The organism is Blattabacterium cuenoti, assembly GCF_014251315.1.
GTDB classification, from domain to species: Bacteria; Bacteroidota; Bacteroidia; order Flavobacteriales; family Blattabacteriaceae; genus Blattabacterium; species Blattabacterium cuenoti_AJ.
Window position 1 is genome coordinate 177,265 of record NZ_CP059185.1, and the last position, 24,053, is coordinate 201,317.

Consider the following 24,053-nt stretch of genomic DNA (forward strand, 5'->3'; position numbering starts at 1 on the left):
AAAAATACAGAAAAAAATGAAAAAAGATTTTATACTCATATTAGATTTTGGATCTCAATATAGTCATCTAATTGCTAGAAGAATTAGAGACATAGGAGTATATACTTTGTTATCTCATTATAATGAGATTTCTATATCTCATATAATTTCAAAAAAACCTAAAGGATTGATTCTGTCAGGAGGCCCTTTTTCTGTTTATGAAAAAAATTCTCCATTAATATCCAAAAATATTTTTAAACTAAATATTCCTATATTCGGAATATGTTATGGAATGCAACTTATTTCTTTTCTTTTTGGAGGGAAGATAAAAAAATCAAATTCAAAAGAATATGGAAAATCTTACTTAATTATCGATCATACTAATAACAATTTATTTCATGGAATTCCCGGTAAATCTATTGTTTGGATGAGTCATTTTGATGAAGTTCAAAATCTTCCTAAAGAATTTAAAGTAATCGGACATACATCATCTTGTGATATTGCAGCTTTTAGTCATATTAATAAAAAAATTTATGCCGTTCAATTTCATCCAGAAGTAAAAAATACAGAATATGGAATATCTATGCTTAAAAATTTTGTTTTTCATATTTGCAAATGTAGTTCAAATTGGGTATTAAATGATTTTGTGCAAAAAACGATAGATGATATTAAAAAACGAGTAAATAAAAAAAAAGTAGTGCTAGGTTTCTCTGGAGGAGTTGATTCTTTTGTCACTGCTTACATTATTCATAAAGCTATTGGAGATTCTTTAAATTGTATTTTCATAGATACAGGATTGCTACTGAAAACCGAAAAAGAAAAAGTATCTTTTTTGTGTAAAAAAATGAATTTTTCTCTAAAAATAATAGATGCTAGAAATCGTTTTTTGTCTAAACTAACTGGAGTTATCGATCCTGAGATAAAAAGGAAAGTTATAGGTGAAGAATTTATCCTTATTTTTCAAAAGGAATCAGAAAAAATTAAAAATGTTGAATTTTTAGCACAAGGGACCATTTATTCAGATGTTATTGAATCTTCTGTTATTTCAAAAAATTTAATAAGTTCTTCTATAAAATCTCATCACAATGTAGGAGGACTCCCAAAAACATTAATGAAATTAAAACTCATTGAACCATTAAAAGAATTATTTAAAGATGAAGTTAGAAAAATAGGAGAAAAATTAGGACTTCCAAAAGAAATTTTATATCGTCATCCATTCCCTGGGCCTGGTTTAGGTATTCGTATTCTCGGAGAAGTCAATGAAAAAAAAATTTCTATTTTAAGAAAAGCAGAAAATATTCTTTTACAAGAATTAAAAAATTATGATATTTACGATTCTGTAAGTCAAGCTTTTATTGTTTTATTACCTGTAAAATCTGTAGGAATAAAAGGAGATAAACGAACTTATGAGTATGCAGCTATATTACGTGTTACGAACACTGAGGATTTTATGACTGCAACTTTTTCTCATTTATCTTACGATTTTTTAGAAAAGGTTTCAAATAGAATTACTAATGAAGTTAACGGAATTAATAGAATAGCATATGATATAACTTCTAAACCTCCATCTACTATTGAGTGGGAATGATTTCTATATCATCATAGAAATTAAATTATATATGTTTTTTTTTAATTCAGTTCTAGGAGAAATTAAATCTATAAATCCATGCTCCATTAAAAACTCTGCTGTTTGAAATCCTTCTGGAAGATCTTTTCCTATTATTTCCCTAATCACTCTAGGTCCAGCAAATCCAATTAAAGCTCCTGGTTCAGCTATATTGATATCTCCAAGTAAAGAGTAAGAAGCTGTGACACCTCCCGTCGTTGGATCAGTTAAAACAGAAATATAAGGAATTTTAGCATCACGTAGTTGGGTTAATCCAGCCACAGTTTTAGCCATTTGCATTAATGAAAAAGAGGATTCCATTATTCTTGCTCCTCCAGATTTGGAAATTAAAATATATGGATATTTTCTATCAATACAATATTTTATAGCTCTAGATATCTTTTCTCCTACTACGGATCCCATAGATCCTCCTATAAATGAAAAATCCATACAAGATATCACAACATTTATAGTCTTTATTTTTCCAACTCCTGTTCTAATAGCATCATATAAATTTGTCTTTTTTTGTGCTTCTTGAATTCTATCTGTATACTTTTTATAATCTTCCCATTTCATAGGATCTTTGCTCATCATTTTTACATTTATTTCTAAAAATTCCCCATGATCAAAAAGAATTTCAAAATATTCTTTACTATGAATTCTTACATGATATCCATCTTCTGGACTAACATAAGCGTTTTTTTTTAATTCTTCTGTATCTATAATTTTTCCGCTAGGAGTTCTGTACCAAATACCTTTTGGTAAATCTTTTCTATCGTCTATAGATGTTAAGATCTTCTTTTTTTTTCTTAAAAACCAAGACATGGTTATTTATTTTATAAAGTATTAATATTGTTCATATATTCAAAATATTTTTTTAAAATTCTTTTAAAAGATTTTTCTCCTTCTCTTAACCATATTCTAGGATCATAATATTTTTTATTAGGAATATGTTCTCCTTTTGGATTCCCTATTTGTTTTTTTAAATATTCCTTGTTTTTATTCATATAATCTCTTACTCCACATGTAAAAGCATATTGTAAATCAGTGTCTACATTCATTTTTACAACTCCATAACTAATAGCTTTTTGTATTTCCTTATCTGAAGATCCTGATCCTCCATGAAAAACTAAAGAAACTGGTTTAGTATTATTAAAATGAAATTTTTTTTGGATATATTCTTGTGTATTTTTCAAAATTTCAGGACGAAGTTTCACATTTCCAGGTCTATAAACTCCATGTACGTTTCCAAAAGAAGCTGCTATAATAAAATTATCACTGATTTTCATGAGTCTTTCATAGGCATAAGCTACTTCTTCTGGTTGAGTATAAAGTTTATTATTTTCTATATTGGAATTATCTATTCCATCTTCTTCTCCTCCCGTTACACCGAGTTCGATTTCAATAGTCATTTTACTTTTATTCATTCTATCGAAATATTGCTCACAAATATTAATATTATCTTTTAAAGATTCCTGAGATAGATCCAACATATGTGAACTAAACAACGTTTTTCCAAAACTTTTATAGTATTTCTCATTAGCTTCTATTAATCCATCTATCCATGGAAGAAAAGGTTTAGAACAATGATCTGTATGAAGAATAACTGTTGTTTTATAGTATAAAGCTAATTCGTGAATATGCATAGCACAAGCTATAGCTCCTTGAATTGCTGCTTTTTGTTTTTCATTATTTAATCCTTTTCCAGCATTAAAAATAGCACCTCCATTAGATAACTGAATAATAACAGGAGAATTCACTTCTGCAGCGGTCTCCATAACAGCATTTATAGTATTAGATCCAATAACATTCACCGCAGGTATGGAAAATACGTTTTCTTTAGCGTATTCGAATATTTCTTTAACAAGATTACCAGTAGCTACTCCAAAAGGAAATTTTTTATACATGTGTTTAAAATTTATTTTAACAAACATTAACAAATGTAAAAAAAAGTATTTTTTATATTCTATTTTTATTTTAATATAAAATTGCTATAAAAAACATATGAAAAAATTTTTTTATTAATTTATTCAATATGCTAGTTATTCCATCTACATTAAAAATATACAATGCTTCAGCTGGTTCTGGAAAAACTACTTTTTTAGTCATAAATTATCTTTATGTTTTATTAAAAAGTCCTTATCCTGATGAATTTAAAAGAGTTTTAGCTTTAACTTTTACTAAAAAAGCTTCCGAAGAAATGAAAAATCGCATCTTACAGTGCATAAAAGAATTTTCAAATAAAAAAGTTAAAAAAGAATACCGTTTTTTATTTGACTACATCATAAAAAATTTTAATTTAACAAAACATCAATTATATCAACGTTCTGAAAAAATATTATTTACCATATTGCACGATTTTTATTATTTTTCTAGAAATATAAGTACAATAGATAAATTTACTTATAATATTATAAGATCTCTTTTTTCAGAAAGAGAAGTCCATTTAGAAATGGATACGGATCAATTTTTATTAAAAATTGTAGAAAACATATTATATAGATTAAAAAATTCTGAAAAATGGTCAAATGTTTTGATTCAATCTTCTTTAGAAAAGTTAAAAGAAGGAAAAAATTGGGATTTAAAAAAAGAGCTATTTAAAATAGCTCATATAATGATTGAAGAAAATCATTTTTTTTCTGTAAAAAAAATTAAAAATTATTCTTTGGAAGATTTTGTTCTGTTAAAGAATATTCTAATCAAAAGAACTAAAATTTTTGAAAATAAATGCAAGAAAAAAGGAGAAAAATTTTTTCAATTTTTAGAAAAAACTTCTATTCAAAAACATTCGTTCATTCATTTAGATTTACCAAGATTTTTCCAAAAGTTTAAAAATGGAAACATATTTTTTAATCCGTTCAATGAACGTCTTGAAAAATATATTCAAAAAGGAATATTTTACTCTAAATTTTTTTCTGATAAAAACCAAAAAATATTAATAAAAAAAAATCAAAATAAAATACTTTTTTTATATGAAGAAATAAAATCTATATATCAAAAAAATATATCAAATTATCTTTTAGACAAGCTTTTTTTAAGAAAAATAAACATATTATCAATAATACATGAAATCGAAAAAGAATTTTATTCTATAAAAAATGAAAAAAAAATTATTTTAAATACAGAGTTAAATAAAATTCTTTATGAAAAAATTGTTAAAGGAGTATTTCCAAAAATATATGAAAAAATAGGGATACAATATAAATATTATTTCATAGATGAATTTCAAGATATTTCATTTTTACAATGGCAAAACCTTAGAATATTAGTTGAAAATGCATTATCTGAAAATGGATCAGCTATGATAGTAGGGGATCCCAAACAATCTATATACAGATGGAGAGGCGGAGATGCTAAACAATTTATAAATTTAATTTATTCTAAATCAAATTTTTATAAAAAAAAAATAAAAACTATAGAAAAAAATTTCCGTAGTTTTGAAGAAATTGTCAAATTTAATAATTTACTTTATCAATCTATATCCAAAACATTCAATTCTACTATATACCAAGATATATATAAAAATTATCAACAAAAAATATATAAAAAAAAATCTGGAGGGTATGTAGAAATAAATTTGACTAATGATTGTAATAAAAATTACAAAGAACACATTTATTTATGTATAAAAAATAAAATAGAAAAATTATTGAAACAAAAATATGCATTATCAGATATTGCAATTTTAGTCAGAAACAATGAAGAGGGTCATTTTTTGTCTGAAAAATTAGTGGGAGATGGCATTAGTGTAAATACTTCTGTTTCTTTATTAATAAAGAATCATTTGGAAATACAAATCATAATAAATTTTTTAAACATTATTGCTTATCCATATTGTTATCAAAAAAGAGTTATTTTGATTTTTTTATTATTAAAAAACAAATTTTTTAGGACTAAAAAAAATGATCATGATTTCATTATGAAAATACTTTTTTTACCTTTAAATTTATTTTTAAAAAAAATTCTATTAAAAAATTCATTAACATTAAACAAATTATATAATAAATCTATATACAACATATCAGAAGATATTATAGAAGCTTTCGGATTATTAAATAATAAAAATTCTATATACATCTACTCTTTCTTGGATTTTGTTTATAGATATATGAAAAAAATAGGAAATTCCATTATAGATTTTTTAGATTATTGGGAATTAAAGAAAGAAAAAGAAAGTATCGTGATTTCTGATCACATCAATGCAATTCGTATTATGACTATTCATAAATCTAAAGGATTGCAATTTCCTGTGGTCCTCATTCCTTTCACAGATTGGAATATTTATTCTAAAAATAAAGAAGAAGTCTGGATAGATGTAAATCCTCATTTATACAATGGATTAAATTCTATTTATTTAGAAATAGAAACCTATTTCAAATATATAAAAGATGATAGGAACATTCGTAATTTTTATGAAAATTATCTATCAAATATTAAATTTGATAATATCAATTTATTATATGTAGCTACTACTCGTTCTATTGAACAACTCATTTTATTTTCCAAAATTGGAAATGATAAATCTGTATCATTTTACATTAAAAATTTTCTATGTGAAAAAAAAATGTGGAATGAAAAAAAATGTAAGTATTTTTTCGGAAAAGAAGAAAAAAGTTCTTAATTTATTTTACATGTTTTTCCGCATGATAAGAAGATCTAACTAAAGGTCCACTTTCTACATATTTAAATCCCATTTTTAATCCAATTTTTTTCAATTCTTTGAATTCTTCTGGAAAAACAAAAAAACGAACAGGATAATGCTTTAAGGAAGGTTGTAAATATTGTCCCATTGTCAGAATATCTACTTTAGATTTTCTGATATCTTCCATTGTTTCTATTATTTCTTTTTTTGTTTCTCCCAATCCTAACATGATTCCTGTTTTTGTACGTATATTTTTATTTTTATCTTTTATATATTGTAAAACTTCAAGACTACGATCATATTTCGCTTGAATGCGAACTTTTTTTGTTAATCTAAAAACAGTCTCCACATTATGAGAAATGACTTCTGGATGAATATCTATTATTTTATCTATTATTTTTTTTTCTCCTTTAAAATCGGGAATTAAAGCTTCTATTGTAATGTTTGGATTGAAATGTCGTACTTTTTGTATGGTTTGAATCCATATAGAAGATCCCATGTCATCTAAATCATCTCGATTTACAGAAGTTAATACCGCATGTTTTATTTTTAATATTTTTATAGATTTTGCGACCTTTTCTGGTTCTTTCCAATCTATTTTATTAGGACGTCCTGTTTTTACTCCACAAAATCTACAAGATCTTGTACAAATATTTCCCAATATCATAAAAGTAGCGACTCCTTTATCCCAACATTCTCCTATATTAGGACAACTTCCACTCTGACAAATTGTATTTAGTTTATGCAAAGAAACTAATTTTTGCAATTCATGATAATTTTGACTTATTGGTAATTTTACTTTTATCCATTTTGGTTTTGTCCGAATTCCGTTCATGTATTTTTTAATTTTTATTATTATACTATAAAAAACATAAAAATCAATTTTTTTTTGATAAATTTGTTAAAATATATGTTTTTTATTTGTATGGAAGTGTTTGTTAGAGACATAGCTGCTAGATTAGAAAATCTAGCTCCTCTAGAATATGCAGATTCTTACGATAATGTTGGATTAATAGTAGGTTCATTTCATAAAAAAGTAAAAAATGTATTGATTACTTTAGATCTCACTGAAGAGGTTTTTTATGAATCTATGAATAAAAAATGCGATTTGATAATTTCTTTTCATCCTATCATTTTTAAACCTATTAAGAATATAACTGGAAAAACATTTTCAGAAAGAGTTATAATTTATGCGTTAAAAAATGATATATCTATTTATGTGATTCACACAAATTTAGACGTTATATGGGAAGGAACATCTTCTTATATCTCTAAATTATTACGAATTAAAAGAGAAAAAGTCCTATTCCCCCAAAAAAAAACTATAAAAAAATTAATTACTTATGTTCCAGTTGATCATGCCGTTAAAGTTAGAAATGCTTTATTTGAAGCAGGAGCTGGAAATATTTCTAATTACAGTCATTGTAGTTATAATTTTGATGGATTCGGAAGTTATATGGGGAATAAAAAATCCAAACCTTTTATTGGAAAAAAAGAAATATTTTATATGCAAAAAGAAACTTGCATTAGTGTTCTTTTCCCTGATTATAAATTAAATATAATAAAAAATGCACTCTTTAAAAATCACCCTTATGAAGAAGTAGCTTACGAAATTTATAATCTTGAAAATATAAATCCTTATATAGGAATAGGTTTTATAGGGAATTTTTTGGAAAAAATGAATGAATATGATTTTCTTCTTTTTATCAAAAAAAGAATGAATGTTCCTTGTATTCGACATTCTAATTTTACGGAAAGAAAAATTCAAAAAATAGCTATGATTACAGGATCAGGACGTTTTGGAATAGAATCTGCTATAAAAGAAAAAGCTGATGTTTTTATATCCTCTGATTTGAAATATCATGATTTTTTTAAATATGAAAAAAAAATATTAATTGTGGATGTAGGGCATTATGAATCTGAAAAGTTTACTAAAAATTTACTGAAATCTTTTTTAGATCAAAATTTTACTTCTATTTCTGTTTATGAATCAGAAGTTTATACTAATCCAGTTAAATATTTTTATTAATTATGGTCCATAAAATACAAGAAGCAGTCACTGTAGTAGATAAATTGAGAATATTATACCATCTTCAATTAATAGATTCTCGTATAGATGAAATACGAAAGTTTAGAGATAATATTCCTATGGAACTAAAAAGTTTAGAAGAAGAATTAGACCAAATGAAAAAAAAATTAGAAAATCTTCATGAAGATCTTTTTTCTATAAAAGAAAATATAAATAAACAAAATAAGAATATTAAATCTTCAGAAATTTTGATCAATAAATATGAAAAACAAAAAAATCATATAAAAAATCATAAAGAATTCTATTCTATAGATAAAGAGATTGACTATCAAAAATTAGAAATACAATTGGCTAAAAAAAGAATTAAGGAATTGAATGTTCAAATTGATAAAAGGGAAGAAATTTTTAAAAAAAAAGAGTCTATTTTAAAAAAGAAAAAGGAACACCTTTTTCACAAAAAAAAAGAATTGAATCATATTCAATCAGAAAACAATAAAGAGGAAAAAATTTTATTAGAACAATCTTTATGTTTTTCTAAAAAAGTGGATAATAGTTTATTGAAAATTTATCAAAGAATCAGAAATGGAGTCAAAAATGGAGTGGCTGTTGCTCCAGTACAAAGAGGGGCTCCATTAGGTTCTTATTTAGCGATAACACCTCAAAAATATTCTGAACTAATACAACGTAATAAGCTTTTAATAGATGAACATAGTGGAAGAATATTAATAGATGCTGAATTAGCTGAGGAAGAAAAGAAAAAATTTTTTGTTTTTTGTTCTAAAAAAAAATTATAAATCATGGTACGAACTTATTCTTCTAGTGAAATGAAAATTCAATTTAAAGATTTTAAATTGTTAGAAGTTTCTTCAGGAAAAAAGAAATTTTTAAAAGATTTTTTTTCAAATCAAGCAACTGTAATAATGTTTATTTGCAATCATTGTCCGTATGTTAAACATATCAATACAGAATTAATTCGTTTAGCTAATGATTTTCTCTTAAAAAAGATTTCATTTTTAGCAATAAATTCTAATGATGAAAAAAAATATCCGGAAGACTCTCCAGAAAATATGAAAAAAGTGTATTTTGAATTAGGTTATCCTTTTCCTTATTTTTTTGATGAAACACAGGAAGTTGCTAAATATTATTGTGCAAAATGTACTCCTGAATTTTTTATATTTTCTGGAAGTGGAAATTTATGTTATCATGGACAATTAGATGACTCTAGACCAGGAAATAATATTCCTGTTACAGGTTCTGATCTAAGAAATGTATTACAGAATATTTTAAAAGGAAAAAAAATAGATCCAATACTAAAATTAAGTTACGGATGTAATATCAAATGGAAAACGTAAGACTTTTATAATAATTGGGGATAATATTTAAAAAATATTCTATAGATTCGGATAAACTTTTTTCTAATATACCTCCTGCTGCGTTTTTGTGTCCTCCTCCTCCAAAATGTTTTCTAGCAAACATGTTTACATCAAAATTTCCTTTAGAACGAAAGGAAATTTTGATCGGATATTTTTCTTTTTCTTCAAAAAAGAAAACGGAAAAAACAATATTTTTAATACTTAATCCATAAGTAATAATTCCTTCTGTATCTCCTTGTTTATACGAATAAAAATTGATGTCCGAAGCTTTTATGCTTGTATAAGCTGTACGATATTTTTTAATGACTTTTAATTTTTTCAAAGCTTTAGATAACAATTTTAATCTATTTTTATTGTATTTTTCTTGTAAATGATTATAAATGAAATCTATATCAACTCCTTTTTCTATTAATTTTCCGGCAATAAAATGAGTTTCTGAAGTAACAGAAGGAAAACGAAAAAAACCTGTATCAGTCATTAATCCTACATATAAACACGTAGCTATTTCTTTATCTATTTTATCTAAATTATTCATATCAGATATGAATCGAAAAACCAAAATACTGGTAGCTGCCACTGTAGGATCTGAAAACATAAAATCAAAATAAAATGGAAAAGGGTGATGATCAATTAGTATTTTTTTTGCTTTTGAATATAAAAAAAAATCTCTTATATTATTGATTCTTGACAAATTATTAAAATCTATAAAAAAAATATAATCAGAGTTTACAATTTTTTTTTTTACTAAAGATTGTGTGTTTTTAGAAAAAACAAGAATATCCTTGCTTCCAGGAAGCCATTGAAAAGATTCAGAATATTCTGTTGGAGATATTAAATCCACATCATGTTTTAATTTTCTAAAATAAAATAAAAGAGCTAAAGAAGATCCTAAAGCATCTCCATCTGGATTATTATGAGGTAAAAGTACGATCTTTTTTTTGTTTATTCCATTGATGTTAGAAAACAACATATATATTATTTTTTTTTCAATCCCAATTCTTCTCCTTTTTTCAACATAAGAAAATAAGCAGAACAAAAATTATTAGATATTTTTCCTTCCAAAATAGAATCTTTAATAAAATTTTTTATGATTCCTATTTTCTTACATGGATTAATATGAAAGGCCTTCATTATATCATTTCCTGATATGGGTGATTTCCAATTTTGAATTTTATCTCTTTCTTCTAATTTTTTAATTCTTTCCATAAGAAGATAAATATTTTTTTTATATTGATTTTTTTTATCTATACTACTAGTAGTAATATCAGCAATACATAATTTTATTAAATCTTCTAAATCCTTTCCTATATCAAATAAAAACCTGCGTATAGCAGAATCACTGATATTATTTCCTATTAACGCAATAGGTCTATAACTATACTGAATCATCTTTTTAACATATCTCATAGAAGAACCTTTTGGAAGCTTTAAACGTTGAAATATATTCGTAACCATCTTGGCCCCTACAAATTCATGAGCATGAAAAGACCATCCGATTCTCGGAAAAAATTTCTTGGTATAAGTTTTCCCTATATCATGAAGTAATGCGACCCATCTTAACCAAAGAGAATTGGTTTTTTCTTTACTAATATTATCTACAACTTGCAAAGTATGATAAAAATTATCTTTGTGTTTGTATCCATTTTTTTCTTCTATTCCTTTTAACAGAACTAATTCTGGTAATATAATTGATAATAATCCAGATTTATATAATAAAAATAATCCTATAGAAGGTTTTTCAGATAGAAGAATTTTATTAAATTCTTCTATGATTCTTTCTGTAGAAACAATATTTATTCTATTCTTGTTTTTTTGAATTGATTGAAATGAATATTTTTCAATCTCAAACTTTAACTGAGTGGCAAATCTTATAGCTCGCATCATTCGGAGTGGATCATCAGAATAAGTGATATTTGCATTTAATGGAGTTCTTAATATTTTTTTTTTCAAATCTGATAACCCTCCAAATGGATCGATTAATTCTCCATAATTATTACGATTTAAACTAATAGCTAAAGCATTAATTGTAAAATCTCTTCTATTCTGATCGTCTTGCAACGACCCAAACTCTATAATAGGTTTTCTACTATAAAAATGATAGGATTCTTTTCTTGATCCTACAAACTCTATTTTTTGATTATCATATTCCAACATTGCGGTTCCAAAACGTTTAAATATTTTTATTTTAGGATAAGGAATGATATATTTAGAAACCTCTTCGGCTAATTTAACCCCTTCTCCTATAGTTAAAATATCTAAATCTTCCGATTTCATTTTACCTAGCAAAAAATCCCGAACATAACCTCCTATAACATAGCTATTTTGTTTTATTTTTTGAGAAGAAACACTTACAATATGAAATATTTTTTTCTGAACAGCAGATGATAAATTCATGTCAGTCTACATACGTAATATTTTGACTTGATTGGATCCAATTTTTATAATAGAAGAACCACTATAATTAGCTTTTTCTTCTCTTCTAAAATTTACAACATAATCTGTTTTTCTTAAAATATAAGGATGAATTTCTGAAAAAGATTTAGGGGGAAAAAATCCTGAAAAATTAGCAGAAGTAGAAATAATAGGTCTATCAAAATTTCGGATCAAACAAGTGCAAAATGGGTCATATGTTAAACGAACAGCTAAAGTATTATCTTTTCTAAAAAAATTAGTAGCTATCTTTTTAGTATTTTCGTATATTATAGTAATAGGTTTGTCTTTTCTAATAAAATTATCAACAATTATTCTTTTAGTGAAATTAGAAATTGTTCCTACTAATTGATGTAAACGATCCATACTTTCTACTAAAATAATCATAGATTTATAAATACTTCTATTCTTAATTTCACATATTTTTTTTATAGCTTGAATATTAAATGCATCACATCCCAATCCCCATACAGTATCTGTAGGATACAATAAACTCTTTCCTTTTTTTAAAATCTCTATACTTTTTTCTATTTCTACGTAAAAAGACATTCAAATTACTAAATTATGACTTCTTAATGCATCATTTAAAGATATTTTTTTATCTGTGCTTTCTTTTCTTTTTCCTATAATCATAGCACACGGAACATGATATATACCTGAAGGAAATTTTTTTGGATAAGATCCGGGTATAACCACAGAATATTTAGGAATTTCACCCTTACTTTCAATAGGTTTTTCATTAGTTACATCAAAAATTTTTGTGGAGGAAGTTAAAACTACATTTGCTCCTAAAACAGCTCCTTCTTTGATTAAAACTCCTTCCACTAAAATACATCTAGATCCAATAAAAGCATCATTTTCGATAATAACTGGACGACCTTGTAAAGGTTCTAAAACCCCTCCTATTCCTACCCCTCCACTTACATGAACACGACTTCCAACTTGAGCGCAACTTCCCACTGTAGCCCATGTGTCTATCATAGTATTGTTCCCTATGTATGCACCTATATTTACGTAAGAAGGCATAAGAATCACTCCAGGTGATATATACGAACCATAACGTGCTATAGCATGAGGAACGACACGTACTCCTTTTTTCTTAAATTGATTCTTGATAGGAATTTTATCATAAAATTCTAATGGCCCTAATTCTATCGTATTCATTTTTTGAACAGAAAAATACATAATAATAGCTTTTTTAATCCATTCATTAATTATCCATTCTCCATTTAGATAGTTCGACACTCTGATTGATCCTGTTTCTAAATGGTCGATCACCTGAAGAACTACATTTTTTATATTTGCATCAGTGGTCCATAGATTTTTCTGATTCCAAGCTTTCTCTATTTCTAATTTCAATCTATTCACTTTTATTTATTTATATATATTGGAAATAAAATAAAATAAAACAAAAGTAGCAAAAATAAAATAAGATAACAAGTATATATGGCAAAAATACTAGGAATAGATTATGGAAAAATAATAACTGGCTTATCTATAACAGATGAAAAACAAATATTTGCGTTTGGACTAGATGCTATTTTTACTAAGAACTTGATGAAGTTTTTAAAAAATTTTTTAGTTTATGAGAAAATAGAAAAAATCGTTGTAGGATTACCAAAAAAATTGAATAATCAAAAAGAAATTTCAGTAGAAACAGATATTCAGAAATTTATTTCTAAATTTCACGTAAAATATCCTAAAATCATCATAGAAAGAGTAGATGAACGTTTTACATCTAAAATGGCTTTTGACACTATGATAAAATTAGGTTTAAAAAAAAAAAAGAAAAAAAAAGTAATTTTAAATCAAATTAGTGCTACTATAATTTTACAGTCTTATCTTTCACTTTCGAAAACGAAGAAAAAAAATTAATTACATGATATTGCCTATAGTTCTTTATGGAAATCCTATTTTGAGAAAAAAATGTTTGGATATAGATTTTTCTTCCTATGAAAACAGAAAAGAAATCAATAAATTAATTCAAAATATGTTTGAAACTATACAAAAAGTAAAAGGAATAGGATTGGCGGCTCCTCAAATTGGAAAAAATATTCGACTTTTTATAGTAAAAACTCCTTATTTAAATGGAGTAAATATTAGCAATTATAAGGAAGTTTTTATTAATGCTAAAATATTAAAAATTCATGGAAAAGAGTCTAAATTTAATGAAGGATGTCTTAGTATTCCTGGAATTATGGGAAATATACAAAGAAAATCTAATGTTAAAATTGAATATTATGATAAAAATTGGAAAAAACAAAAAAAAACCTTAACAGGCATATGTGCAAGAGTAATTTTACATGAATATGATCATATTGAAGGAAAACTTTTCATAGATTATTTTTCTTCTACGAAAAAGAAAATAATAGAAAAAAAATTGATGAATTTATCAGAAATAAATTCATTGTGAATAAACATCATCTACTATTTTTTTAAAAATATTAGGATCATTCATAGATATATATGAAAGAGTTTTTCTATTGATTTTAATATTTTTTTCGGATAACTTCTTCATAAATTCAGAATAGCATTTTCCATATTGACGTACTCCCGCATTTATACGTTTAATCCAAAGAGATCTGAAATCTCTTTTCTTTTTTTTTCTTCCTGAAAAAGCATAAATAAAAGATTTTTCTACAGCATTTTTAGCAACTGTATAAACTTTGCTTCTAGCACCATAAAAACCTTTTGCTAATTTCAGTATCTTTTTACGTTTCCGTCTGGAGGAAACTGCATTTGTAGATCTAGGCATGAATTTCTAAATTTGTATTTTTATATTTTTTTGATCTGATCTTTTCAATAAAGTAAATACAGAAAGATTACGTTTCCTTCTCTTAGATTTTTTAGTTAACAAATGATTCTTGAATGCATGTTTTCTTTTTATATATCCATTAGCTGTTTTTTTAAATCTCTTTTTAGACCCTGATTTTGTTTTTAATTTAGGCATAATAAATACGTTAAACGTTAAAATTTTTTTGGAGCTAATATCATATACATTCTTTTTCCTTCCATTACCGGCATTTGCTCCACTTTTCCATATTCTTCAATTTCTTCTGCAAATTTTAATAATTTAATTTTTCCTTGATCTTTGTATACTATAGAACGTCCTTTAAAAAAAACAAATACTTTTACTTTATCTCCACGCATTAAAAATTTCTCTGCACTTTTAATCTTAACTTTTCCATCATGATCTCCAATTTGTGGTCCAAATCTAATTTCTTTAGTATTTACTTTAATTTGTTTTGCTTTAAATTGTTTTTTTCTTTTTTTTTGTTCATATAGAAATTTCTTATAATCCAGGATCTTACACACTGGAGGATTTAATTTAGGATTAATTTCAACTAAATCAAGTTCTCTTTCTCTAGAAAACTGAATAGCTTCTTGTATAGAATAAATTCCATTTTCTATGGAAGAATCACCGACTAAACGAACTTTTGGTGTATCAATATTTTCATTAATACGATGTTCTTCTTTTTTTTTCAGTAACGGTCGGTACATTCTATTTCTTTTATTCCCTCTTGAAAATTTCTTTTTTATAATAGCTTTATAGTTTTAGTTTTTAAATTTATTTGTTTCACTCAAAATAGATTCTATTCCATTGGAAATAGAAAATTTTCCTAAATCTCCTAAACCATGACGTCGTAATGATATCATTTCATTTTTCTCCTCTTTATTTCCCAGAATAACCATATAAGGAATCTTATTTTCTTCAGAATCCCTAATTTTTTTATTAATTTTCTCGTTTCTATTATCAATAAACACACGAATATTGTAACTCAGCATTAAATTTAAAATTTTTTTTGCATAAATTATATATTTATCACTTATAGGAAGTATAACCACTTGATTAGGAACTAACCATAATGGAAGATTTCCCTTTGTGTGTTCTATCATAATAGCAATAATACGTTCTAATGAACCAAAAGGAGCTCTATGTATCATCACGGGACGACATTTTTCATTATTTTTTCCTTTATAATATAAATCAAATCTTTCAGGTAAATTATAATCGACTTGAATCGTTCCAAGTTGCCAATTTCTCCCTAAAGAGTCTTTAATAAGAAAATCTAATTTTGGTCCGTAAAAAGCGGCTTCTCCATAATTGATAGATGATTCTATTTCTTCTTCTTTTACTACTTGTAGTATAGCTTTTTCAGCTTTTTCCCAATTTTTTTCTGATCCTATATAATCATCTCCTTTTTTAGGATCTCTAAGAGAAATTCTAACTGTATATGTCAAAAAACCTAGAGAACGAAATACGTAAAAAACTAAATGAATTACTTCTTTAAACTCTTTTAACAATTGATCATGAGTACAAAAAATATGTGCATCATCTTGAGTGAAACATCTTACTCTAGTTAATCCATGAAGTTCTCCACTTTGTTCATAACGATATACTGTTCCAAACTCCGCAAAACGTTTAGGAAGATCACGATAGGACCATTCTTGGGAACGATAAATTTCACAATGGTGAGGACAATTCATAGGTTTTAAAAGAAATTCCTCTCCTTTACGAGGGCTGTAAATAGGTTTAAAATGATCTTTTCCGTATTTACTCCAATGACCACTCCTAACATACAATTTTTTATGACCAATATGTGGAGTCACAACCATTTCGTATCCTGACTTTTTTTGAACATTAGTTAAAAATTCTTCTAAATTTTTTCTAAGAATTGCACCTCTAGGCAACCACAAAGGCAATCCAGTTCCCACTCTATTAGAAAAAACAAAAAATTTCAGTTTTTTTCCTATTTTTCTGTGATCTCTATCTATACTAGAATTTTCTTTGCAAAAAGGAATTGACTTATCTTCCCCCATAAAAATAAGTTACAAGTTTTTTTATTTTTATGATGATAAAAATAAATATAATGTCGCTGCTATTATACATCCTACAATAGGACCAAGTATTGGAATCAAAGCATAATCCCAATTACTTTTTCCTTTTCCCGGAATAGGAATAATGGAATATATAATTCTTGGACCTAAGTCTCGAACGGGATTGATAGCAGCACCTGTAGCACCTCCTAAAGATAAAACAATTCCTAATACAACCAAAGCGGAAGGAAGTGCCCCTAAAGAGCCCAACCCTATAGGATATTTTTCTTCTTTAAAAAAAAGAGTTCCTTCCAACGAAAGATATAAAGAAATGAATATAAAAACAAAAGTAGCTAATACTTCACTTAAAAAATTAGAAAATAAATTTTTTATAGAAGGAATAGTCACAAAAACAGATAATTTTTCTTGTTGTTCTTGAGTTTCAAGAAAATGATCCTTGTATAAAAACCATACGAACAAAGATCCTAACATAGCTCCAATGAATTGAGAAAAAATATAAAAGGGAACCATTTCCCAACTAAATTTTCCAATTATGGCAAAACTAATTGTTACACAAGGATTTAAATGAGCACCACTATAAGGTGCGGCAACGGTTATTCCCATAAACACAGCTAATGCCCATCCTATGGTAATAGTTAGCCATCCTCCATTTTTACTATGACCTTTAGTTTTTGATAAAATAACATTTGCAACCACCCCATTTCCTAAAAATACTAAAATCATTGTTCCTATGATTTCTGCATATATTTTTGTCATTTTATTTTTTATTTTATTTGTCTAGACCAAGAACGAGTTGTTTGGATTGCTCTTTTCCAGCCTTGAATTCTTTCTAGTCTACTAGATAGACCTCTTGGTTCAAAAACCTGTTCTAATTGCCATTTATCTTGAATATCTTCAAGACTGCTCCAATAATTAACAGCTAATCCAGATAGATAAGCAGCTCCAGCTGCTGTAAGTTCAGAAATTTTAGATTTAACAACTTTTACATTTAAAATGTCAGATTGAAATTGCATTAATAGTTTGTTTACCGTAGCTCCTCCATCAACACGAAGTTCTTTTATAGAAATACCAGAATCAGCTTCCATAGCTTTCAATACATCCATATTTTGAAAAGCAATACTTTCTAATGCCGCTCTAACAAAATGAGCAGAAGAAGTTCCTCTTGTAATGCCTACAATAGTTCCTCTAGCTTTTTGATCCCAATAAGGTGCTCCTAACCCTGAAAAAGCTGGAACCATATATAAACCTTCCGTATTATCCACTGTAGAAGCTAATATTTCCGCTTCATTAGAAGATAAAAGAAGTCCTAATCCATCTCTAAGCCATTGAACAACAGCTCCTGCAATAAAAACACTTCCTTCTAACGCATATTGAACTTTGTTTTTAATTTTCCAAGCAACAGTAGTAATTAAATTATTTTGAGAAAAAACAGGATTATCACCTACATTCATTAACATAAAACATCCTGTTCCATAAGTATTTTTTACCATCCCAATTTTAGTACACATTTGACCAAAAAGAGCAGCTTGTTGATCCCCAGCAATACCAGATATTGGTATTTTATGTGATAGAATATGTCCTGTTGTATAACCAAAAATTTCACTAGATGATTTTACTTCTGGAAGCATAGTGATTGGAATATTAAATAAATCTATCAATTCTTGATCCCAACTAAGCGTGTGAATATTAAATAACATAGTACGAGAAGCATTGGTTACATCTGTAACATGAATTTCTTTACCGGTTAAATTCCATATTAACCATGAATCTATTGTTCCAAATGCTAAAGATCCAGAATCAGCTTTTTTTTTAGCCCCAGGAACATTTTCTAATATCCATCGAATTTTCGTAGCGGAAAAATAAGGATCTATAATTAAACCTGTTTTTTTTCGGATCATTTCGGTTAATCCTTCTTTTTTAATTTGATCACAATACTTGAATGTACGTCTATCTTGCCACACTATAGCATTAAAAATAGGTTCTCCCGTTTTTTTATCCCATACAACAGTAGTTTCTCTTTGATTTGTGATTCCTATTGATACAATATTTTCCCCTTCTAAATTAGCCTTTAAAATAGCTTCTAAAGCAACTGAAGCTTGTGTAGACCATATTTCTTCCGCATTGTGTTCTACCCATCCAGGATTAGGGTAAATTTGTGTAAATTCTCTTTGAGCTATAGAAATAATATTTCCAATTTGATCAAAAATAATAGCTCTAGAACTGGTAGTTCCCTGGTCTAATGATAGCACATATTTTTTCATACATAAACATATAATAATTTTTATACTATCAAACTTCTGGATAATAGTATTGTATAGCTAGCTTTTTGAAAGCTGCTACTTGTGATTTTTCCCATTTCTCATCTTTAGAAAGCTCTTTAGCCATTAAAGAAGCAACCCTGGGTGCTATATCTATTGCTTTTTTAGCATTTAAAAATAATAAGCGAAATCTTCTAGCCAAAATATCTTCAATTGTTCTCGCCATTTCATAACGAACCATCCAAACTACTTCTGCTTCGGTATAAGAATAAGAATTTTTTGAAATTAAGGAAACTCCCAATAATGGATTTTTCTCTATTAATTTTTTTATATGATATTCATCTTCTCCATATTTATCCCAATGATGATTTTTACTTGTATATGAAGAATAGGAACCATAAATTTTGAGATTCTTTGTTATAGAAGGCATTTTATTTAATTTTCCTATTTCAATAGCTTTATTTACAGTATCTTCTGCCATTTTTCTATAAGTAGTCCATTTTCCACCTATAATGCTAATTAATCCAGAAGAACTAATCATAAGTTTATGAGATCTAGAAATATCTTTAGTTTTAGTAGTAACAGAATAATAATTTTTAGTAACAAAAAGAGGACGTAATCCGGAAAATGCACTTAGTATATCACTTTTTTTTGTATGAAGTACAAAATATTTGTTAAAAGTTTGTAATATAAAATCGATTTCTTCTTCTAAAGGTTTCGGTTCAAGAACACTGTTATCTATAAAAGTGTCTGTAGTACCTACTAAAACATGATCATACCATGGAACACAAAATAAAACTCTTCCATCCTTAGTTTTTGGAATGACTATAGCATTTGAACTACTAAAAAAAGATTTATCTAATACAATGTGTGTTCCTTGACTTGGTTTTATAAAAATAGGACATGTAGATTCATCCATTCTTGAAATAGAATCAGAAAAAACTCCAGTAGCGTTTATAACTATTTTTGAATAAATAGAATATTTTTTTTTAGTTTCAAGATCACAGGCGATAACTCCAGAAATTTTATTCCCAACTTTTTTTATCAAACTTTTGACTTTAAAATAATTTAATAATATTCCACCTTTTTGAACACAAGTCTGAGCCAAATTTATAGCTAAACGTGAATCATCAAACTGTCCATCATAATATAAAACTCCTCCTTTCAACTCTTTACTTTTAATTTCTGGAAAATTTTTAACTATTTCATCTTTGGATAAAAATCTGGATTTTCCAAAACTTAAAGAACCAGATAGCCATTCATACAATTTTAAACCAGTCCAATACATAATACCCATTTTCCAATTAAAGATCGGAATAATAAATTTTTGTTTTTTTACTAAATGAGGAGCATTTTTTAGTAAAAAACCTCTTTCTCGTAATGCTTCATAAACTAATCTTATATTTCCTTGAGCTAAATACCGGATTCCTCCATGAATTAATTTTGTACTTCTACTTGAAGTCGCTTTAGAAAAATCGGACTGTTCTAATAAAAGGGTTTTATATCCTCTAGAAGAAGAATCCAAAGCGATTCCTAACCCTGTAGCTCCTCCTCCAATAATGATCACATCCCAAATATTTACACTGTCTAAAATGTTTAAAAACTTATCTCTATTTAAAAAACCTTTCATCATGTTTCACTCGTATCAAATTTCAAACGGAATCTCCGATTGTATTGGGACTTTTAAAAAAGTAAATGAACAAAATTAAAAATATTTTCAATAAAAGAAAATTATAATTGTAATTATACATTATTTTCTTTATTATTAATCATTTGATATATAAAATCTTTTACAATTTTTTTCCCTGAATGATCATGAATTTTCTTCATGATTTTGTTCATATCATAAAATTGTTTTATGAAAAGATCTATATCACTCAATGTAATACCAGATCCTTTAGATATTCTTTTTTTTCTTCTCACATCAGTAAGAATCTTAGGATGATTTCTTTCATAAGGAGTCATAGAATAAATAATAGATTCTATTTTTTTAAAAGAATTTTTTTCATTTCCATAAAAAGAAAAAAACCTATCAATTCCAGGAATCATTGAAATAATATTTTTTATATTCCCTATTTTTTTAATTTGTTGAATTTGTTCTAATAAATCATTAAAACTAAAACGATTTTTGTTAATTTTTTGATAAATTTTTTTAGTTCTTTTTTCATCAAATTGTTCTTGTACTTTTTCAACTAAAGAAACGATATCACCCATACCTAATATTCTATTCGCTATTCTGTCTGGATGAAAAACTTCTAAATCTTCTATTTTTTCTCCATTACTAATAAATTTTATAGGTTTTTTCACTGCACTAGACATAGTTATAGCAACACCTCCTCTACTATCTCCATCTAATTTTGTGATGACAATTCCATTAAAATTCAATACTTTTGAAAAAGATTGGGCTGTGTTTATAGCATCCTGTCCTGTCATAGCGTCTACAACAAATAAAACCTCATCTGGTTGAGAATGTTGATTAATTTTTTTTATTTCTTCCATCATGATTTCATCTATTGCTAATCTACCAGCTGTATCAATGATAATTACGTTTCTCTTCTTTTTTAAAGCATAAAGAATAGATTGATCCACAATATCTATAACATTTTTACTTTTTTCTTTAGAAAAAACAGGAATATTTGCTTGTTTCGCAATCAATTGTAGTTGATCTATAGCTGCAGGACGATAAATATCTGCAGCGACCAGTAAAGGAGATTTATTTTTTTTTTTTAAAAAAAAAGCAAGTTTAGAGGAAAAAGAAGTTTTTCCACTTCCTTGTAATCCACAAATTAAGATAATAGAAGGATTTTTTTTAGAAAGATTTATTTCTACACTTTTTTCCCCCATAAGAGAAACTAATTCGTCATATACTATTTTTGTAATTAATTGTTTTGGATTTAAAGAAATAAGGACTTTTTTTCCTATAGATTTTTCTTGAATTTTTCTAATAAAACTTCTAACTATTTTATAATTCACATCCGCATCAATTAATGCTCGTCCAATTTCTTTTAAAGAAGATGCTATATTAGTTTCTGTAATTGTATTGTGCCCCTTCAAAATATGAAGAGCCTTAGAAAATTTATTTTGTAAATGTTCAAACATAGATATACATTTTTTTATTTACATACGATCAAGCATTTTAATACCTAATAAATTCATACCAGATTTTAAAATATTTCCTGTTATATGAATAATATTCATGCAAATGTTGCTATGAATCACGTTTAAAGGATCTATTAATTTTTTATTTTGATAAAGATGGTTGAAAGTTTTAGATACTTCATAAATATAATTTGCAATTAAAGAAGGATTTAAATAAATTGCTGATTTTTTTAGAATCAATGGATATTTTTGAAGAATTTTTATCATGTTTTTCTCATGTACATCAAATTTGATATTTGACCAATAATAATTAAGTAATAAACGAAAATTGAAAAAATTTCGTTCTAAAGAACGAATTCTAGAATAAGTGTACTGAATATATGTTCCTGTTTTTCCTTTAAAATCTATAGATTTTTCAGGATGAAAAATTATTTTCTTTCTTGGATCTATTTTAAGAAAATAATATTTCAAAGCCCCTAATCCTATTATTTCAGCATATTTTTCTTGTTCTTCTTTTTTTTCTTTAGGATATTTTTTTAGAAAATTCTTTTTTGCAATAGAAGACATTTCTAAAATAATACTGTCGGCATCTATAATATTTCCTTCTCTAGATTTCATTCTACCACTTGGTAAATATACCATTTCATATGATAAGTGTGACAATTTATTTACCCATATATATCCTAAACGTTTTAATACATTAAAAAGAACTTGAAAATGATAATCTTGTTCTTTTCCTACTATATAGATGATTTGATCTACATTGTATTTTTTAAAACGTTCTATAGCTGTTCCAATGTCCTGAGTTATATATACGGAAGTTTGATCAGATCGCAATAAAAGTTTTTGATCAAAACCTTCTTTGATTAAATCAATCCAAATTGATCCATCTTTTTTTTGAAAAAAAACACCTTCTTTAAGACCTTTTTTTACAATTTTTTTTCCAATTTCATAAATATTACTTTCATACTCTGTTTGATCAAAAGTGATACCCAATTTTTTATAGGTTTTTTCAAAACCATTATAGACCCATTGATTCATCTTTTTCCAAGTATTTCGAATAACAGGATCTCCTAATTCCCATTTTTTAAGCAATTCTCTAGCCTGATTTAGAATTGAAGACTGAGTAGATTTTCTATTAGATAATTCTTGAATTTCTTTATGATAAATTTTATTAAACAAACTATAATATTTTCCTACGAAATGATCTCCTTTTATTTTAACACTATCAGGGGTTTCTCCTTTTCCAAACATTTTCCATGCTATCATAGATTTACATATATGTATTCCTCTATCATTAATAATTTGAATTTTTATTATTTCATGACCAACTGTTTTTAATATTTCAGCGATAGATGCTCCAATAAGACTATTTCTAATATGTCCTAAATGAAGAGGTTTATTAGTATTAGGAGAAGAATATTCTATCATTATTTTTTTAGAAGGATATTTTAATTCAAAAAAATTTGTATTTAACATTTCTTTCAAAATATGAATATAATAATCATTTTTGAAAATAAAATTTAAAAATCCTCTAATAATAGAAAATTGAATCAATCCTTTTAATTGATTTTGAACATAATCTCCTATATCCTTTCCTATTTTTTCTACAGGCTTTTTGAATTTTTTAGATAAAGGAAATAAAATCAAAGTAATATCTCCTGGATATTCTTTTTTAGTATATTGAAAATCCAATTTAGGACAAGATTCTATTTTATATAAAATCAATATGGATTCTTTAACTATTTTCTCTATAGATTGAAAATGATCATTCATAGACAATAACAAAACAATATAG

Annotated in this window: 23 protein-coding genes; 7 read left to right on the forward strand and 16 right to left on the reverse strand. The window is 26.2% G+C overall.

Translation table 11 applies throughout. The features are described 5' to 3' along the window. Positions 1–16 precede the first annotated feature (16 nt). Positions 17–1,567 carry a glutamine-hydrolyzing GMP synthase gene (gene guaA / locus H0H74_RS00815; RefSeq protein WP_185849366.1) on the forward strand — a complete coding sequence of 517 codons (1,551 nt, stop codon included), beginning with the start codon at positions 17–19 and terminating at the stop codon, positions 1,565–1,567. 3 nt (positions 1,568–1,570) lie between these two features. On the opposite strand, the gene accD is transcribed toward guaA, so the two are convergent. Beyond that, positions 1,571–2,410: an acetyl-CoA carboxylase, carboxyltransferase subunit beta gene (accD, locus tag H0H74_RS00820; protein ID WP_185849367.1), complete on the reverse strand. Its 840-nt coding sequence runs from the start codon at positions 2,408–2,410 to the stop codon at positions 1,571–1,573. An 11-nt stretch (positions 2,411–2,421) separates the two neighbouring features. Next, positions 2,422–3,492 carry a class II fructose-bisphosphate aldolase gene (gene fbaA, locus H0H74_RS00825; protein WP_185849368.1) on the reverse strand — a complete coding sequence of 357 codons (1,071 nt, stop codon included), beginning with the start codon at positions 3,490–3,492 and terminating at the stop codon, positions 2,422–2,424. A gap of 128 nt (positions 3,493–3,620) precedes the next feature. Between fbaA and H0H74_RS00830 the strand changes: the two genes are divergently transcribed. Further along, positions 3,621–6,206 carry a UvrD-helicase domain-containing protein gene (locus H0H74_RS00830; RefSeq protein WP_185849369.1) on the forward strand — a complete coding sequence of 862 codons (2,586 nt, stop codon included), beginning with the start codon at positions 3,621–3,623 and terminating at the stop codon, positions 6,204–6,206. Position 6,207: 1 nt separating this feature from the next. Here H0H74_RS00830 and lipA read toward each other — a convergent pair whose 3' ends face one another. Further along, entirely contained in the window at positions 6,208–7,062 is an 855-nt protein-coding gene (gene lipA, locus H0H74_RS00835) for a lipoyl synthase (protein WP_185849370.1), read from the reverse strand. Between the two features lie 90 nt (positions 7,063–7,152). On the opposite strand from lipA, the gene H0H74_RS00840 reads away from it, so the two are divergent. The 3 genes from H0H74_RS00840 to H0H74_RS00850 are packed head-to-tail and all read left to right on the forward strand — an operon-like array spanning position 7,153 to position 9,608. Continuing rightward, the gene (locus H0H74_RS00840; RefSeq protein ID WP_185849371.1) at positions 7,153–8,256 is read left to right on the forward strand and encodes a Nif3-like dinuclear metal center hexameric protein; all 1,104 of its coding nucleotides are present in this window, start codon (positions 7,153–7,155) and stop codon (positions 8,254–8,256) included. Between the two features lie 2 nt (positions 8,257–8,258). Beyond that, a complete protein-coding gene (locus tag H0H74_RS00845; protein ID WP_185849372.1) occupies positions 8,259–9,050 on the forward strand; it encodes a zinc ribbon domain-containing protein in 792 nt (263 codons plus the stop codon). Positions 9,051–9,053: 3 nt separating this feature from the next. Continuing rightward, on the forward strand, positions 9,054–9,608 hold the full coding sequence (locus H0H74_RS00850) for a thioredoxin family protein (RefSeq protein WP_185849373.1): 555 nt from the start codon (positions 9,054–9,056) through the stop codon (positions 9,606–9,608). Here the strand turns inward: H0H74_RS00850 and H0H74_RS00855 are convergent. The 4 genes from H0H74_RS00855 to H0H74_RS00870 are packed head-to-tail and all read right to left on the reverse strand — an operon-like array spanning position 9,592 to position 13,433. Continuing rightward, complete coding sequence (locus tag H0H74_RS00855; RefSeq protein ID WP_185849374.1) at positions 9,592–10,599, reverse strand: DHH family phosphoesterase; 1,008 nt, start codon at positions 10,597–10,599, stop codon at positions 9,592–9,594. The genes H0H74_RS00850 and H0H74_RS00855 overlap by 17 nt on opposite strands. Before the next feature lie 5 nt (positions 10,600–10,604). Then, positions 10,605–12,023, reverse strand: coding sequence for a CCA tRNA nucleotidyltransferase (locus H0H74_RS00860; protein WP_185849375.1), 1,419 nt, complete (start codon positions 12,021–12,023; stop codon positions 10,605–10,607). 6 nt (positions 12,024–12,029) lie between these two features. Continuing rightward, the gene (locus H0H74_RS00865; protein WP_185849376.1) at positions 12,030–12,608 is read right to left on the reverse strand and encodes an L-threonylcarbamoyladenylate synthase; all 579 of its coding nucleotides are present in this window, start codon (positions 12,606–12,608) and stop codon (positions 12,030–12,032) included. Next, the gene (locus tag H0H74_RS00870; RefSeq protein ID WP_185849494.1) at positions 12,609–13,433 is read right to left on the reverse strand and encodes a 2,3,4,5-tetrahydropyridine-2,6-dicarboxylate N-succinyltransferase; all 825 of its coding nucleotides are present in this window, start codon (positions 13,431–13,433) and stop codon (positions 12,609–12,611) included. A 72-nt stretch (positions 13,434–13,505) separates the two neighbouring features. Here H0H74_RS00870 and ruvX point away from each other — a divergent pair, with 72 nt between their 5' ends. Both ruvX and def read left to right on the forward strand, forming a co-directional pair. Next, positions 13,506–13,934: a Holliday junction resolvase RuvX gene (gene ruvX / locus H0H74_RS00875; protein WP_185849377.1), complete on the forward strand. Its 429-nt coding sequence runs from the start codon at positions 13,506–13,508 to the stop codon at positions 13,932–13,934. A gap of 4 nt (positions 13,935–13,938) precedes the next feature. Next, complete coding sequence (gene def / locus H0H74_RS00880) at positions 13,939–14,472, forward strand: peptide deformylase (protein WP_185849378.1); 534 nt, start codon at positions 13,939–13,941, stop codon at positions 14,470–14,472. Here def and rplT read toward each other — a convergent pair. The 9 genes from rplT to argS all read right to left on the reverse strand — a co-directional run bounded on the left by rplT (position 14,464) and on the right by argS (position 24,031). Then, positions 14,464–14,814, reverse strand: a complete 351-nt coding sequence (gene rplT / locus H0H74_RS00885; RefSeq protein ID WP_185849379.1) for a 50S ribosomal protein L20 — start codon at positions 14,812–14,814, stop codon at positions 14,464–14,466. The genes def and rplT overlap by 9 nt on opposite strands. A gap of 6 nt (positions 14,815–14,820) precedes the next feature. Next, entirely contained in the window at positions 14,821–15,009 is a 189-nt protein-coding gene (rpmI, locus tag H0H74_RS00890) for a 50S ribosomal protein L35 (RefSeq protein WP_185849380.1), read from the reverse strand. A gap of 17 nt (positions 15,010–15,026) precedes the next feature. Then, positions 15,027–15,560 carry a translation initiation factor IF-3 gene (gene infC / locus H0H74_RS00895; protein WP_185849381.1) on the reverse strand — a complete coding sequence of 178 codons (534 nt, stop codon included), beginning with the start codon at positions 15,558–15,560 and terminating at the stop codon, positions 15,027–15,029. A 54-nt stretch (positions 15,561–15,614) separates the two neighbouring features. After that, on the reverse strand, positions 15,615–16,880 hold the full coding sequence (thrS, locus tag H0H74_RS00900) for a threonine--tRNA ligase (RefSeq protein ID WP_185849382.1): 1,266 nt from the start codon (positions 16,878–16,880) through the stop codon (positions 15,615–15,617). A gap of 27 nt (positions 16,881–16,907) precedes the next feature. Continuing rightward, the gene (locus H0H74_RS00905) at positions 16,908–17,654 is read right to left on the reverse strand and encodes an MIP/aquaporin family protein (RefSeq protein ID WP_185849383.1); all 747 of its coding nucleotides are present in this window, start codon (positions 17,652–17,654) and stop codon (positions 16,908–16,910) included. Between the two features lie 8 nt (positions 17,655–17,662). Beyond that, positions 17,663–19,159, reverse strand: coding sequence for a glycerol kinase GlpK (glpK, locus tag H0H74_RS00910; RefSeq protein ID WP_185849384.1), 1,497 nt, complete (start codon positions 19,157–19,159; stop codon positions 17,663–17,665). Between the two features lie 28 nt (positions 19,160–19,187). Beyond that, positions 19,188–20,789 carry a glycerol-3-phosphate dehydrogenase/oxidase gene (locus tag H0H74_RS00915; RefSeq protein WP_185849385.1) on the reverse strand — a complete coding sequence of 534 codons (1,602 nt, stop codon included), beginning with the start codon at positions 20,787–20,789 and terminating at the stop codon, positions 19,188–19,190. 110 nt (positions 20,790–20,899) lie between these two features. Beyond that, positions 20,900–22,255, reverse strand: coding sequence for a signal recognition particle protein (gene ffh, locus H0H74_RS00920; protein WP_185849386.1), 1,356 nt, complete (start codon positions 22,253–22,255; stop codon positions 20,900–20,902). Positions 22,256–22,273: 18 nt separating this feature from the next. Further along, entirely contained in the window at positions 22,274–24,031 is a 1,758-nt protein-coding gene (gene argS / locus H0H74_RS00925; RefSeq protein WP_185849387.1) for an arginine--tRNA ligase, read from the reverse strand. Between the last annotated feature and the right edge of the window lie 22 nt (positions 24,032–24,053).